Genomic DNA, 15,047 nt, shown 5'->3' on the forward strand with positions numbered 1-15,047 from the left:
ATCAACCTCCAATTGCCGCTACATGTTCAGAAGCAAATCGGCGCGTTTGCCTATCCACTTCGAGTATCGATGCCAAATCTGTCACACTTTGCGCAGAAATTTTCGCTAGAGATTCAGCGACAACAGCTTCAATCTGCATAAAACCTATTTGTCCTTGCAAAAATGCCTCCACTGCAATTTCATTGGATGCATTCAAGACAGTCGGTGCTGAGCCGCCAGCACGCAAAGCATCGTAAGCAAGTTGCAAACATGGAAAACGTGCAAAATCAGGCTTAAAGAAGTTTAATTGCAAAAACTGACTAAGATCGAGCGCCTCTACACCAGATGCGATGCGCTCAGGATAAGCCAGCCCATAAGCGATAGGCGTACGCATATCTGGATTACCAAGTTGTGCTAGCAATGACCCATCAACATAAGACACCATAGAATGAATTAAGCTTTGAGGATGAATTAACACTTCAATCTGATCTGCCGATGCGCCAAACAACCAGTGCGCTTCAATCACCTCCAGACCTTTGTTCATCATGGTAGCGGAATCAACCGAAATTTTACGCCCCATCACCCAGTTTGGATGGGCAACCGCTTCGGCCGCTGTCACTTGCGGAAGCGTTGCAATATCGCGTTTTAAAAATGGACCACCAGATGCGGTTAAGATGATTTTTGCGATACCACTTACCTGCAAATCACGACCATAATTTTGTGGCAAACATTGAAAGATCGCATTGTGCTCACTATCGATAGGCAATAAGCACGCGCCGCTTTTCGCAACCGCATCAATAAATAGCTGGCCTGACATCACCAAAGCTTCTTTATTTGCCAGCAGAATTCGTTTTCCCGCTTGAGCTGCCGCCATTGAAGCTGGCAAGCCTGCAGCACCAACAATTGCTGCCATCACGACATCGCACTCTGCCGCACTCGCAACCTCACATAGCGCTTCAGCGCCGGATAACACTACTGTCGTGCTAGAAAATTGCGCCAGCAAGTCACGAAGTTGCTGCGCATATTGAGGATCAGAAACGACCGCAAACTGTGGCTGAAATTGACGACATTGTTGCGCCAGTTTTTCTACCTGTTTATGCGCGCTTAAGGCAAAAACTTGATAACGTTCGGGATGACGAGCAAGCACATCGAGAGTCGAAACACCGATAGAACCAGTTGATCCTAAAATACAGATTCTTTGTTTTTGCATATGATTCAACAATTCGACAAATTGATTTGGGAAATCAACGAGATAATTACAAATTCCAAAGCGCGACGAACATCGCAGCAAATGGCAACACAGGAATCAAGGCATCAATGCGGTCAAGGACGCCGCCATGTCCAGGCAATAAACCGCTACTATCTTTCATACCGATACGGCGTTTTAATAGAGATTCAAATAAATCGCCAATCACACTAGCGACGGCAATTAAGATCATTAATACCACCATCACGATAAGACCTTGGTGATGATAAATTCTCGCAGGTAAAGTATCTGATAGTGAAGGCAAGTAAGCACAGCTAAACGCAAACAGCAAAACTAAAACAGCACCACCAATTGCCCCCTCCCAAGACTTACCTGGCGAAATAGTTGGCGCAAGCTTTTTCTTTCCAATCGCTTTACCCACAAAATAAGCACCGATATCAGCAATCCATACTAAAGCCAACACAGATAACAGCAACACAGCGGATTTGCCGAACAAATAGCTCATCGCGACAAAACATCCGAAGATGGTCACTGCATACACACCACTAATCAGTCCACTCGCAAAACTATTGATATCTGGCAGGCCGAATTTCAAGCTAGGAATCAGACCAAACACCCAAAACAGTACGCAAACAGTGAACAAAGTTTGCAAGGAAAAATTTGTTGTTTGCAAAGTGAGGTAAGCAAAAGCAAATGCCCACACTGCTGAAATGAGAATCGCACCTGGCTTATTAAACAAGCGTTGACTCTCCCACATTGCCGCTGCCAAGAAAATCGCTGCTGCCGCTGTGAACGCCAAACTTGAGCCAGAAAATACGATGGGAATCAAGATCGATAACAACACGATGGCGGTGAGAATTCTGGTTTTTAGCATAGCGTAGGTCTGAAAGAAAATGAGTCGTTGAAGTGTTAGTTGAATTTATTGTTTTAGGAATCGTAGACCGAATCGTTCAATAGCGCTATCTGGTATTAATACGTGACGCTTAGACTTGAACATCTGTCACTTGCGCACTTGTACGACCAAACCGCCGCTCGCGAGATTGATAAGAAGCGATCGCCTCATCTAATGACTGCGCGTTAAAGTCCGGCCAAAACGTCTCAGTGAAAAATAACTCTGTATAAGCTAATTGCCATAATAGGAAATTCGAAATACGCGTTTCTCCACCAGTGCGAATAAACAAATCGGGCTCCGGTGCGTAAGCCATCGATAACTGCGCCTCAAGCATCTCTTCTGTGATTTCACCAGCAAGCTGACCATTTGCCACGACTTTATTCATCGCCTGCAAAATATCCCAGCGACCACCATAATTGGCGCAAACAGTGACTGTTAAACGTGTATTTGCTGTGGTTAATTGCTCCGCCTGATGTATGGCTTCTTGTAAGGACAGATCAAATCGAGATAGATCACCAACGATTTTCAAACGAATATTATTGTCATGCATTTTTTTAACTTCTTTTTCTAAAGCAGTTACAAATAAACGCATTAATAATGAGACTTCATCCGCGGGTCTTCGCCAATTCTCTGAGCTAAAAGCAAATAAAGTCAAAAACTGAATATCGCGTTTGATACAGGCTTCGACAATGCCTCGCACCGCATCAACACCCTTTACATGGCCTGCGACGCGCGGCAAAAATCGTTTAGTAGCCCAACGCCCATTGCCATCCATAATAATGGCAATGTGTTTTGGCATCAGCCCCGTACTAGGAACTGTTTTCGTTGAGCTTGAATGATTCATGAAACTCCGAATTGAATTAAAAAGATGAGAGATAAAAACAGATTTAAACTGTCAATACTTCTTTTTCTTTTTCAACCAATAGTTTATCAATTTCGGCGACAAATTTATCTGTCAACTTTTGGATATCATCTTGCGCACGACGCTCATCATCTTCAGAAATATCTTTTTCTTTCAACAATTTCTTCAAAGACTCATTAGCATCACGACGGATATTACGCACCGCAATTTTGGCATCTTCACCTTCTGTTTTAACCAATTTCACCATTTCTTTACGGCGCTCTTCGGTCAATGGCGGTGTAGGCACACGAATCATGTCGCCTTGCGAAGCTGGATTCAAACCTAAATCAGACTCACGAATCGCTTTCTCAATCACCGTCAACATTTTCTTTTCCCAAGGCTGCACGCCGATGGTGCGCGCATCAATTAAGGTAACGTTCGCTACTTGAGAAATATTGGTAGGAGAACCGTAGTAATCAACCATTACGTGATCCAAAATACCGGTATGCGCACGACCAGTGCGCACTTTGGCTAGATCAGACTTCAAGGTTTCTATCGATTTTTGCATGCGCTGATCGGCACTACTTTTAACACTGGCAATTGTCATGATTTACTCCTGAACTAAATGAGAATGAGAGCTTACGCTCTCATTCCACAATAAAATTAATTTACTTTAATAAAATTAGGATCTCAACACGACCCAAAACCGCGCATTATACGTGGACTAAGGTACCTTCGTCTCCACCCATAATCAGATTTTTTAGAGCGCCCGGTTTAACGATAGAAAAGACCTTAATTGGCAGCTTTTGATCACGGCACAAAGCGAATGCCGTAGCGTCCATCACCTGCAAATGACGCGCAATCGCTTCATCAAATGAAATGGTCGAATAACGTGTCGCGGTCGGATCTTTTTTCGGATCGGCAGTGTACACGCCATCCACTTTCGTCGCCTTCAACACCAACTCAGCGCCAATTTCAGAGCCGCGCAGCGCTGCCGCAGTATCAGTCGTAAAGAACGGATTGCCAGTACCTGCGGCAAATATCACTACCTTACCTTCTTCCAAATACTGCAAAGCTTTCGGGCGAACATAAGGCTCAACCACTTGCTCAATCGCGATCGCTGACATCACGCGGGCTGTAATACCTACTTGACGCATCGCATCGCCCAAGGCGAGTGAATTCATCACTGTCGCTAACATACCCATGTAATCCGCAGTAGCGCGATCCATTCCTTGTGCGCCGGGTGCAACACCACGAAAAATATTGCCACCGCCAATAACGATAGCAAGCTCAACACCCATACGGGAAACTTCAGCGACATCCGCCACCATACGTTCGATGGTAGAGCGATTGATACCATAAGCATCATCACCCATTAAGGCCTCGCCAGAGAGTTTTAAAAGCACACGCTTATAAGCTGGTTTAGTCACGGTCTGGGCTCCTTTAAGTTTAAAAGACATTATTGCAAAAATTCTGGACGGTCAACTCTGCATCAACTCCATGCAAAGCACCTAGGTAAAACACTTGCGATAATCACTTACACATCTAGCACTTCTACAACACGAACAGTATTAAACTTCCCTTAAAAAAACGGGCCTTTCGGCCCGTTCTCTTTTAATGCTTGCTTACGCTTGTTTAGCAGCAGCAACTTGCGCCGCCACTTCTGCAGCGAAGTCATCTTGCTTCTTCTCAATACCTTCACCAACTACAAACATCGTGAATGCTTTTACAGAAGCACCAACAGATTGCAACATTTGCTCAACTGTTTGCTTGTCATTTTTCACGAAAGGTTGGTTCAACAAAGACACTTCTTTCAAGAACTTTTGAACTGCGCCATCAACCATCTTAGTGACGATATCCGCTGGTTTACCAGATTCAGCTGCTTTTTGAGAAGCAACAGAACGCTCTTTTTCGATCAATTCAGCTGGAACTTGTTCAGTAGACAAAGACACTGGCTTCATCGCAGCAATGTGCATCGCAACGTCTTTACCGACTTGGTGATCAGCTGCGTCAAAATCAACAACCACACCAATACGTGTGCCATGCAAATATGTCGCCACTTTTGCTGTTGTTTCGAAACGTTCGAAACGACGGATAGACATGTTTTCACCGATTTTACCGATCAAACCAGCGCGTACTGTTTCTACTGTGCCATCATCCAATGGCAATGCAGACAATGCAGCAACGTCAGCTGGATTTTTTTCAGCAACCAATTTTGCCAATTTATTTGCAAATGCGATGAAGTCATCGTTCTTAGTAACAAAGTCTGTTTCGCAATTAACTTCTACCAAAGATGCTACGCCGCCTTCAACATAAGAAGCAACAACACCTTCCGCAGTCACACGAGAAGCTGCTTTAGAAGCCTTACTACCCAATTTAACGCGCAAGATTTCTTCCGCACGTTCCATGTTACCTTCTGCTTCTGTCAATGCTTTTTTGCATTCCATCATTGGCGCATCAGTCTTTGCACGTAATTCGCCAACCATCGCTGCTGTAATTGCTGCCATGTTTCTCTCCTAATTCATTGCATCATAACGATGCACAAGTTCAATATCAATTCGATTTAAAAAAAGGGGCAAACACGCGTTGGCCCCTTTTTAGCTTTTTAAACGCCGCGCTTTAAAAAAGCTTCGGCGCAAAAATTAAGCCTGTTCTACTTCAACAAACTCATCGCTTGGCTTAACAGCTTCAAGCACTTCATTCACTGCATTTGCACGACCTTCCAAAATCGCATCTGCAACGCCACGAGCGTACAAAGCAATCGCTTTAGAAGAGTCATCATTACCTGGAATGATGTAAGTAACGCCTTCTGGGGAGTGGTTAGTATCCACAACACCAATAACCGGAATACCCAATTTAGCCGCTTCAGTAATCGCGCCTTTATGGTAACCAACGTCAACCACGAAAATCGCATCAGGAACACCTGGCATATCTTTGATACCACCAATTGACTTTTGCAACTTAATCATTTCACGTTGGAACATCAACGCTTCTTTTTTAGATAACTTCTCAACAGAACCATCTTGCACAGATGCTTCCATATCTTTCAAACGCTTGATGGATGTTTTAACTGTTTTAAAGTTAGTCAACATACCACCCAACCAACGTTGATCTACAAATGGCATACCAGCGCGGTTTGCTTCAGCAGCGATCAACTCGCGCGCTTGACGCTTAGTACCAACCATCAATACCGTGCCACGGTTAGAAGACAATTGGCGGATAAATTTCATTGCTTCTTGATACATCGCCAATGTTTTTTCCAAATTCATGATATGGATTTTATTGCGATGACCGAAGATGTACGGTGCCATTTTTGGATTCCAAAAACGGGTCTGGTGACCGAAGTGAACACCAGCTTCTAACATTTCACGCATTGTTACAGACATAATAACTCCAGGGTTAGGTCTTGAATCGAGTCAGTGATTCCTCTCATTGAGAAACACCCTTTTCGACCAGATTCGATCTTTAAAAAACAAACATAATTTAAAACGCTTACTTCTGATTAGCGTGCAATTTATTCAAGCTAACCATCTATTCTAACCCGAAATGCCTAAATTGATCAAGCATCGAACTTGTCCAATAAGCTCTCAAAGAGAAGAACTAGGTATTACTACACCGTCAATAACCGATGCATTTTGATTTACGAACAGCTCGCCAGAAATTTATCAATGCTAAATTTCGCTTACATAGGCAATGTGCTCCTCGCGAGTCGACTATAATTACAGCCTCGACGATTTTCGACAAAATTTCGTCTATTACTTACATACTCATTCTAATTACCAAAAACGCATGTCAAATATTTCCATTAAATCCGCAGAAGATATCGCTGGCATGCGCATTGCCGGTCGTTTAGGCTCTGAGGTACTTGATTACATCACTCCATTTGTGAAAGCTGGCGTAACGACTGGCGAACTTGATCGCCTATGCCACGAATACATGACGAATGTTCAAGGGACAATTCCCGCTCCATTGAACTACTGCCCGCCTGGCTACACTCCCTACCCCAAAGCCATCTGCACATCGGTCAATGATGTTATTTGCCACGGCATTCCAGGAGACAAAGTTCTCAAAAATGGTGATGTCGTCAACCTCGATATTACTGTCATTAAAGACGGCTACCACGGTGACAATAGCCGCATGTTTTTTATCGGCGAACCATCCATCCTTGCCAAGAGATTGAGTGACATTACTTACGAATGCATGTGGTTAGGAATACAGCAAGTTAAACCAGGAAATCACTTGGGTGATATCGGTCACGCGATTCAACAACATGCAGAAAAAGCTGGCTATAGCGTGGTACGCGAATTTTGTGGTCACGGCATCGGCAAAGTCTTCCACGAAGAGCCGCAAATTTTGCACTATGGTCGCCCTGGCACTTTAGATGAATTGAAGCCTGGTATGATCTTCACGATTGAACCGATGATTAACGCAGGTCGTCGCGAAATTCGCGAAATGAATGATGGCTGGACAATCAAAACAAAAGATCGCAGCTTGTCGGCACAGTGGGAGCATATGATTTTGGTCACCGAAACAGGGTATGAAGTCCTCACCTTGTCGGCTGGTTCACCTCCGCCCCCAGCTTTTATTACTGCACAAACTACAGCGCAATCCAAAGCCTAATGAAGACAGCCATCGCGAATGCCATGGCTTTCAAAGCAAAGCTTAAGGCCGAACAACAAGCAATTATTCAGTCCTTCAAAGACAAACCGAAGGCTGAAACCCTGCTCAAAGATTTATGTCGCTGTGTTGACGTCAATTTAAGTGAGATCTGGAAAAGCTTTAATTTCCCCAAAGAGCTCGCTCTGGTGGCGGTAGGTGGCTACGGTCGTGGCGAATTGTTTCCGCATTCCGATGTAGATGTCTTAATTCTTTTAGCAGACAATCCCAATCCAGCTCTCAAAGAAAAGCTCGAAAGTCTGGTCCAAGTATTTTGGGATATTGGTCTAGACATTGGGCACAGCATACGAACGATTGATGAATGCATGACAGAAGCTGCAGCAGACATTACCGTCAAAACTGCATTACTCGAAGCGCGTTTATTGGCAGGCAGTCGAAATAGCTTTCGCGAACTTAAAAATCGCTACGATGCGGCGATGCATCCGCAACAGTTTTTCCAAGCGAAACTACTCGAGCTACACCAACGTCACGTCAAGTACGAAGATACCCCATACAGCTTGGAACCAAATTGCAAAGAAAGTCCCGGTGGGCTACGCGATTTGCAAGTTATTCTGTGGGTGGCAAAAGCCGCAAAACTCGGCGACTCATGGGCTGAATTAGCCGCACGTGGCTTGATCACCGCAACTGAAGCACATCAGCTGAAGCGCAATGAACGCGCATTCAAAGACATCCGTGTTCGCCTACATATACAGGCCGGTCGTCGCGAAGATCGTTTAGTATTTGACTTGCAGAATGCCATTGCTGCGACCTTCGGCTTTGAGACCACTGAGTCTCGCCGTGCAAGTGAATATTTGATGCAACGCTACTATTGGGCAGCCAAAGCAGTCACACAGCTAAACACGATACTTTTACAAAATATTGAGGCGGTGTTATTCCCACTTCCTCATCAAGCGCATGCAATCAATGCGCGATTCAATGAAGTAAATGGACTCATCGACATTGCAGAAGAAAACGTGTTTGAACAAACACCTTCCGCGATGCTAGAAGTATTTTTATTGCTATCGCAGAACGCCAACCTTAAAGGTATGACCGCGAAAACCTTGCGCGCACTTTGGCATTCGCGCAACTTAATCGATGCAGAATTCCGTCACGATATTTTTAATCGTGGCACCTTCCTACAAATACTGCAGTCGCCGCGCGGCATCACCCACGTTTTGCGTAGTATGAATCAAACCAGTATTTTAGGACGCTATTTACCTAACTTCCGACGCATTGTCGGGCAAATGCAGCATGATTTATTCCACGCTTATACTGTCGATCAGCACATCTTAATGGTGGTACGTAATTTACGCCGCTTCACCATGACTGAGCACGCGCATGAATATCCCTTTTGCAGTCAGTTGATGGCTAATTTTAATCAGCCTTGGGTACTTTATATCGCAGCTCTGTTTCATGACATTGCCAAAGGTCGCAATGGTGATCACTCAGTTTTAGGCATGGCTGACGCACGTAAATTTTGCTTTGACCATGGTATTTCCAAAGACAATACCGAGCTAGTCATTTTCTTAGTGCAGCAACATTTAACGATGTCGCAAGTCGCACAAAAACAAGACTTATCAGACCCAGATGTGATTCAAGCATTTGCCGATTTAGTCAAAGATGAGCGTCATTTAACAGCCTTATACTTGCTCACCGTTTGCGATATTCGCGGCACCAGCCCCAAAGTATGGAATGCTTGGAAAGGTAAATTACTAGAAGATTTATATAAGATCACCTTGCGCGTGTTGGGTGGAGAAACACCATCAACTGATCGAGAACTAAAGAACCGTCAAGAAGAAGCGCTCAAAGCACTACGTTTAGTCGGCATAGAAAATAACGCGCACAGCAAATTGTGGGATGAACTCGATATCGTCTATTTTTTACGGCATGATGCCTCAGACATCGCATGGCAAACACGGGTGCTACACGACAAAATTGATAGCACAACTCCCATCGTCAAATGCCGCGTTGCTCCGATTGGAGAAGGCTTACAAGTCACCGTCTACGTGCATGATCAAGCGGACTTATTCGCAAGAATTTGCAACTATTTTGATAGTAAAAATTTTGCCATCCTTGATGCCAAAATTCACACCACAAAGAGTGGCTATGCACTTGATACCTTTTTAGTCACCGAGCCTGCATTTGCCAGCAATTATCGTGACATTATCAATTTAATTGAGCATGAATTGGCAGAAGTCTTGGCAAAACAAACGCCCTTAAGCACACCAAATCAAGGAAGATTATCGCGTTTATCACGTAATTTCCCATTAGTTCCAACCGTAGAGTTGCGCCCAGATGATAAAGGACAGTATTTTCTATTATCGATATCTGCAAACGACAGAAATGGTTTGTTATATTCCGTCGCTGGAGTGTTGGCAAAGTACAAAATTAACTTACATACGGCCAAAATCATGACCTTAGGTGAACGTGTCGAAGACGTTTTTCTCGTCGATGGCGCTGCCTTACATAATCCTAAGAACCAAATCCAATTTGAATCTGAATTACTTGATGCTCTACGCATTTGACATTGATGCATTTGAGCCGACACATCGAATTAACACACAGAATTAAAAAAATTCCCTATGACAGAACAATTACGACTTTCTAAACGCATGTCCGAGTTAGGCCTATGCTCAAGACGCGAAGCGGATGAATGGATCGCCAAAGGCTGGGTGCGCGTAGACGGCAAAGTTATCTCGGAACTGGGCAGCAAAGTCTTTCCACATCAAAAAGTCACTGTTGAACGCCAAGCTGCTGCAGAACAATCGAAGCGTGTCACCATCCTTGTCAACAAACCAGTCGGCTATGTGAGCGGCCAAGCCGAAGATGGTTATGAGCCTGCAATTGCGCTGATCAAAGCTGAAAATCGTTGGAGTGAATGCAAAGTCGAAAATACTTTTCACCCAACTCAGTTACGCAGTCTGGTTCCTGCTGGACGTCTCGATATTGATTCAGTAGGACTGTTGGTACTAACCCAAGATGGTCGCGTCGCAAAAAAATTGATCGGCGAAAACACCGATGCCGAAAAAGAATATTTAGTACGTGTCGAATACACAAAACCAGGTAAATTACCAGACCGTGATTTGCGTCTACTCAATCACGGGCTCAGTCTAGATGGAAAAAAACTGATTCCGGCAAAAGTACGTTGGCAAAACGAGGACCAACTGAATTTCATTCTCAAAGAAGGTAAGAAACGTCAAATTCGCCGCATGTGCGAAATGGTGGGATTAAAAGTGATTGGACTAAAACGCGTTCGAATCGGTAAAGTCAGACTAGGCAATTTACCAGAAGGTCAATGGCGATATTTGCGCGATGATGAACCGTTTTGATCGACAGATTTCGATTCTCGCCTTCAAAAATTTGCACATTTAATTTTTCAGTTGTAAAACCTCATTCAAGAGGATTTTCGAACTACGACTTTATCGAACTAATTAACTCACAGCTTTACTTGATCAAATTATGAAAAAAGGTCATTCGCCAATGAATGACCTTTTATTCTTTGTAACGCAACAAGAACTAAGGAATCGTCAAATTAGTTTTTCGATTGATCAACCATCTTGTTCTTGGCAATCCAAGGCATCATCGCACGCAATTTCGCGCCGACTTGTTCGATTTGGTGCTCAGAATTTAAACGACGACGCGAGATCAAAGTTGGTGCGCCTGCTTTGTTTTCCAAGATGAAGCTCTTTGCATATTCGCCTGTTTGAATATCTTTCAAACATTGGCGCATCGCGTTCTTGGTGTCTTCTGTCACAACACGTGGGCCAGTTACATATTCGCCGTATTCTGCATTGTTCGAAATCGAATAGTTCATATTGGCGATACCACCTTCGTAGATCAAATCAACAATCAGCTTCAATTCATGTAAGCACTCGAAGTAAGCCATTTCTGGTGCATAGCCAGCCTCCACCAAAGTTTCAAAACCAGCTTTGATCAACTCCACCGCACCACCGCACAAGACTGCTTGTTCACCGAACAAATCGGTTTCAGTTTCTTCGCGGAAGTTGGTTTCAATAATACCAGCACGACCACCGCCATTTGCCATTGCATAGGACAAAGCGATATCACGTGCCGAACCGGATTTATCTTGATACACGGCGACCAAATGTGGTACGCCGCCACCTTGTGTATAAGTCGCACGCACTGTATGGCCTGGTGCTTTTGGCGCGATCATGATCACGTCCATATCGGCACGAGGCACAACTTGGCCGTAATGCACATTGAAGCCATGCGCGAATGCCAATACTGCGCCTTGTTTCGCGTGCGGCGCCACGTTTTCGTTGTACACCTGAGCGATATTTTCGTCGGGTAACAAGATCATGATAACGTCAGCTTCTTTTACGGCTTCATTCACTTCCGCGACTTTCAAACCAGCATTTTTTGCTTTATCCCACGACGCTCCACCTTTACGCAAAGCAACTGTGATCTGGCAACCAGATTCACTCATATTCAATGCGTGCGCATGGCCTTGTGAACCGTAGCCGATGATGGCTACTTTTTTGCCTTTGATCAAAGAGAGATCGCAATCTTTGTCGTAAAAAACTTTCATGTTGATGTCCTATAAATTTAAATAATTCGAAATTAAAATGGCTTGAGTCGAAGATCAAGCCTTAACCCAGACCGCAGAGACACCGAGTGCACGGAGGAGGAGTCAAGAGACTCCCTGTATCCTCTGCGCCTACGCGGTTTTACTTCTTCTGCTAAATCTGATTACACTTTAAGAATGCGTTCCCCACGTCCAATACCTGATCCACCGGTACGGACTGTTTCTAAGATCGCGGTACGCTCAATCGAGTCGATAAAGGCATCGAGCTTTCCTTTATTACCGGTCAATTCTATGGTGTAGCTTTTTTCAGTGACGTCGATGATGCGACCGCGGAAAATATCCGCTGTACGTTTCATCTCTTCACGTTCTTTACCGACAGCACGCACTTTAATGAGCATGAGCTCACGTTCAATGTGCGCGCCTTCGGTTAAGTCGACCACCTTGACCACTTCAATCAAGCGGTTCAAATGTTTCGTAATTTGTTCAATCACATCATCTGAACCAGTGGTAACGATAGTCATACGTGACAGCGTTGCGTCCTCGGTCGGCGCAACCGTCAAAGTTTCGATGTTATAACCACGTGCGGAGAATAAACCGACAACACGCGATAAAGCGCCCGCTTCGTTTTCGAGCAATACGGAAATTATGTGTCGCATTACAAATCCTCCGAACCAAGCAACATTTCAGTCAGACCTTTACCGGCTTTCACCATAGGCCACACTTTTTCGTCTTGATCTGTAATGAAATTCATGAATACCAGCTTGTCTTTCATGGCGAAAGCTTCTTGCAATGCGCCGTCCACATCCGCTGGATTTTCAATCTTCATACCAACGTGACCATAAGCCTCAACCAGCTTAGTAAAATCAGGCAAAGAATCCATATAAGATTCAGCGTAGCGACCTGCGTAATCAATTTGCTGCCATTGACGCACCATACCGAGCGCACGGTTATTCAACAAAATAATTTTTGGCGTCAGATGATATTGCTTACATGTAGCAAGCTCTTGGATACACATTTGTATTGACGCTTCGCCAGTAATACAAGCAACTGTCGCATCTGGATTTGCCATTTGTACGCCCATCGCATACGGCAAGCCAACACCCATCGTGCCCAAGCCACCAGAGTTAATCCAGCGTTTCGGTTGATTAAACTTGTAGTATTGCGCCGCCCACATTTGATGTTGACCAACGTCGGAAGTGACAAAGGCATCGCCACGTGTCAACTCACATACCTTCTGGATTACAGATTGTGGCTTGATAATTTCTGACGAATCAGAGAATGCCAAACAATCTTGAGCACGCCATTTATTGATCTGCTTCCACCAATCGGCTAAATATTTCGCATTTGGTTTGGCATCAGAAGCCGCCAATTGCGACAACATTTCAACCAAGACATCTTTGACATTACCAACGATAGGGATGTCGACTTTGACACGCTTAGATATAGATGAAGGATCGATATCAACGTGAATGATTTTGCGTGGATGCGAAGCGAAATGCTTAGGATTTCCGATCACACGATCATCGAAACGTGCACCGATCGCGATCAAAACGTCGCAATGCTGCATCGCCATATTGGCTTCATAAGTGCCATGCATACCTGGCATGCCGACGAATTTTTCATCAGTTGCACGAAAGCCACCCAGCCCCATCAGGGTATTGGTGACAGGGAAACCTAATTGATCGACTAATTTGTTTAATTCTGGTGCGGCATTTGCCAAGATCACACCACCACCGGTGTAAATCATTGGACGTTCAGCTTGCAACAGCAATTGAACCGCTTTACGAATTTGTCCTGCGTGACCTTTATCGACGGGGCGATAGGAACGCATTTCAATTTCTTTAGGATAATGGAAAGTGGTTTTGTGATTGCTAATATCTTTAGGGATATCAATCAACACTGGACCAGGGCGTCCGGTAGTCGCAATGAAGAAGGCTTTCTTCACTGTGTCTGCCAATTCACGGACATCTTTCACCAAGAAATTATGCTTCACGCATGGACGTGTAATGCCCACAGTATCGCACTCTTGGAAAGCATCTTCGCCAATCGCATGACTAGGAACTTGCCCAGAAATAACCACCATAGGAATCGAATCCATATAGGCAGTTGCCAAACCCGTCACTGCATTCGTTACGCCGGGCCCAGAAGTTACCAAAGCGACGCCGACTTTATTTGACGAACGGGAATAAGCATCAGCAGCATGAATTGCAGCCTGCTCGTGACGGACTAAAATATGTTGAAATTTACGCTGATTAAAAATCGCGTCATAAATGTAAAGAACAGCGCCACCCGGATAGCCGAATACGTGCTCTACACCCTCTTCTGCAAGACACTTAACGAGAATTTCTGCGCCAGTGTACTCAGTATTGCGGTCTGAACTTTTATCAACACCGCGATCCGATTGACGATCGGACGGTCGTTCTGAACTCATTTTATTTCCTTTCAAGGTCCATTGGAGATTGATCGGATGTTCTTTCCTGACGAAATTCAAATTTCAATAACGGTCTGCTGACTTTCCTTTTTGTGCGGTCACTCTCCCCTTCTACTATCCGTTGGATAATATTCCAGGCAAAGCTTAATGGCGACTCGTGCGGTCAGGGTAAGGCTAAGAAATTACAAATTTCTCACGCTTGTGGCATGGGTTAGAACAAACTGCTACTAACAATTTACTGATAGTGACTTGTTGACAAAGGCATTGTGAGCCCGATCAAACAAGTGTTGGTGCCCCGAGATTTTGAGGCGAGGCTCTACAGTACTGCGATGCAGCAAATTGGTCAAGACTATTTAACGACTTATTTCCAAATAAATCGGCAAATTCAGAAAAGATGAATCGTAATTCCGGCATCTAAGTAAGAAATTCAGTGAAACAGCGCGACATCGATACAGAATTTTGTTAGCATGTGCGCACTTTTAAGGTGAACAACAA

At 44.4% G+C, this 15,047-nt stretch carries 13 protein-coding genes; 3 read left to right on the forward strand and 10 right to left on the reverse strand.

The genetic code is table 11. The features are described from left to right. Position 1: 1 nt before the first annotated feature. The 7 genes from ispC to rpsB all read right to left on the reverse strand — a co-directional run bounded on the left by ispC (position 2) and on the right by rpsB (position 6,305). On the reverse strand, positions 2-1,189 hold the full coding sequence (gene ispC / locus IE103_RS01470) for a 1-deoxy-D-xylulose-5-phosphate reductoisomerase (protein WP_189344236.1): 1,188 nt from the start codon (positions 1,187-1,189) through the stop codon (positions 2-4). 46 nt (positions 1,190-1,235) lie between these two features. Next, positions 1,236-2,060, reverse strand: a complete 825-nt coding sequence (locus IE103_RS01475; protein WP_189344237.1) for a phosphatidate cytidylyltransferase — start codon at positions 2,058-2,060, stop codon at positions 1,236-1,238. 109 nt (positions 2,061-2,169) lie between these two features. After that, complete coding sequence (gene uppS / locus IE103_RS01480) at positions 2,170-2,922, reverse strand: polyprenyl diphosphate synthase (RefSeq protein ID WP_189344238.1); 753 nt, start codon at positions 2,920-2,922, stop codon at positions 2,170-2,172. A gap of 43 nt (positions 2,923-2,965) precedes the next feature. Then, complete coding sequence (gene frr, locus IE103_RS01485) at positions 2,966-3,526, reverse strand: ribosome recycling factor (protein WP_189344239.1); 561 nt, start codon at positions 3,524-3,526, stop codon at positions 2,966-2,968. A 106-nt stretch (positions 3,527-3,632) separates the two neighbouring features. Continuing rightward, positions 3,633-4,349, reverse strand: a complete 717-nt coding sequence (gene pyrH, locus IE103_RS01490; protein WP_189344240.1) for a UMP kinase — start codon at positions 4,347-4,349, stop codon at positions 3,633-3,635. A 195-nt stretch (positions 4,350-4,544) separates the two neighbouring features. Beyond that, positions 4,545-5,426 carry a translation elongation factor Ts gene (tsf, locus tag IE103_RS01495; protein ID WP_189344241.1) on the reverse strand — a complete coding sequence of 294 codons (882 nt, stop codon included), beginning with the start codon at positions 5,424-5,426 and terminating at the stop codon, positions 4,545-4,547. 135 nt (positions 5,427-5,561) lie between these two features. Beyond that, positions 5,562-6,305 carry a 30S ribosomal protein S2 gene (gene rpsB, locus IE103_RS01500; protein ID WP_189344242.1) on the reverse strand — a complete coding sequence of 248 codons (744 nt, stop codon included), beginning with the start codon at positions 6,303-6,305 and terminating at the stop codon, positions 5,562-5,564. Positions 6,306-6,612: 307 nt separating this feature from the next. Here rpsB and map point away from each other — a divergent pair, with 307 nt between their 5' ends. Genes map through IE103_RS01515 form a run of 3 tightly spaced genes read left to right on the forward strand, consistent with a single transcriptional unit; the run spans position 6,613 to position 10,904 of the window. Next, a complete protein-coding gene (gene map, locus IE103_RS01505; RefSeq protein WP_268248936.1) occupies positions 6,613-7,539 on the forward strand; it encodes a type I methionyl aminopeptidase in 927 nt (308 codons plus the stop codon). Next, a complete protein-coding gene (locus IE103_RS01510) occupies positions 7,539-10,100 on the forward strand; it encodes a [protein-PII] uridylyltransferase (protein WP_189344244.1) in 2,562 nt (853 codons plus the stop codon). Before map ends, IE103_RS01510 begins: the two co-directional genes overlap by 1 nt. A 57-nt stretch (positions 10,101-10,157) precedes the next feature. Further along, positions 10,158-10,904 (forward strand): pseudouridine synthase, encoded by a 747-nt coding sequence (locus IE103_RS01515; RefSeq protein ID WP_189344245.1) that lies wholly within the window; start codon positions 10,158-10,160, stop codon positions 10,902-10,904. A 203-nt stretch (positions 10,905-11,107) separates the two neighbouring features. On the opposite strand, the gene ilvC is transcribed toward IE103_RS01515, so the two are convergent. The 3 genes from ilvC to IE103_RS01530 all read right to left on the reverse strand — a co-directional run bounded on the left by ilvC (position 11,108) and on the right by IE103_RS01530 (position 14,552). Further along, on the reverse strand, positions 11,108-12,124 hold the full coding sequence (gene ilvC / locus IE103_RS01520) for a ketol-acid reductoisomerase (RefSeq protein ID WP_189344246.1): 1,017 nt from the start codon (positions 12,122-12,124) through the stop codon (positions 11,108-11,110). Positions 12,125-12,285: 161 nt separating this feature from the next. Further along, positions 12,286-12,777: an acetolactate synthase small subunit gene (gene ilvN, locus IE103_RS01525; RefSeq protein ID WP_186889435.1), complete on the reverse strand. Its 492-nt coding sequence runs from the start codon at positions 12,775-12,777 to the stop codon at positions 12,286-12,288. Next, the gene (locus IE103_RS01530) at positions 12,777-14,552 is read right to left on the reverse strand and encodes an acetolactate synthase 3 catalytic subunit (RefSeq protein WP_189344247.1); all 1,776 of its coding nucleotides are present in this window, start codon (positions 14,550-14,552) and stop codon (positions 12,777-12,779) included. The genes ilvN and IE103_RS01530 overlap by 1 nt, the downstream gene beginning before the upstream one ends. Positions 14,553-15,047: the final 495 nt, after the last annotated feature.

The organism is Affinundibacterium macrobrachii (genome assembly GCF_014652415.1).
GTDB lineage: Bacteria > Pseudomonadota > Gammaproteobacteria > Burkholderiales > Burkholderiaceae_D > Undibacterium > Undibacterium macrobrachii.

What these genes read in the sequence shown, in the direction of transcription:
- ispC (WP_189344236.1), bottom strand. Translation starts at nt 1,189, where the DNA reads ATGCAAAAACAAAGAATCTGTATTTTAGGATCAACTGGTTCTATCGGT.
- IE103_RS01475 (WP_189344237.1), bottom strand. Translation starts at nt 2,060, where the DNA reads ATGCTAAAAACCAGAATTCTCACCGCCATCGTGTTGTTATCGATCTTG.
- uppS (WP_189344238.1), bottom strand. Translation starts at nt 2,922, where the DNA reads ATGAATCATTCAAGCTCAACGAAAACAGTTCCTAGTACGGGGCTGATG.
- frr (WP_189344239.1), bottom strand. Translation starts at nt 3,526, where the DNA reads ATGACAATTGCCAGTGTTAAAAGTAGTGCCGATCAGCGCATGCAAAAA.
- tsf (WP_189344241.1), bottom strand. Translation starts at nt 5,426, where the DNA reads ATGGCAGCAATTACAGCAGCGATGGTTGGCGAATTACGTGCAAAGACT.
- rpsB (WP_189344242.1), bottom strand. Translation starts at nt 6,305, where the DNA reads ATGTCTGTAACAATGCGTGAAATGTTAGAAGCTGGTGTTCACTTCGGT.
- map (WP_268248936.1), top strand. Translation starts at nt 6,613, where the DNA reads ATGTGCTCCTCGCGAGTCGACTATAATTACAGCCTCGACGATTTTCGA.
- IE103_RS01510 (WP_189344244.1), top strand. Translation starts at nt 7,539, where the DNA reads ATGAAGACAGCCATCGCGAATGCCATGGCTTTCAAAGCAAAGCTTAAG.
- IE103_RS01515 (WP_189344245.1), top strand. Translation starts at nt 10,158, where the DNA reads ATGACAGAACAATTACGACTTTCTAAACGCATGTCCGAGTTAGGCCTA.
- ilvC (WP_189344246.1), bottom strand. Translation starts at nt 12,124, where the DNA reads ATGAAAGTTTTTTACGACAAAGATTGCGATCTCTCTTTGATCAAAGGC.
- ilvN (WP_186889435.1), bottom strand. Translation starts at nt 12,777, where the DNA reads ATGCGACACATAATTTCCGTATTGCTCGAAAACGAAGCGGGCGCTTTA.
- IE103_RS01530 (WP_189344247.1), bottom strand. Translation starts at nt 14,552, where the DNA reads ATGAGTTCAGAACGACCGTCCGATCGTCAATCGGATCGCGGTGTTGAT.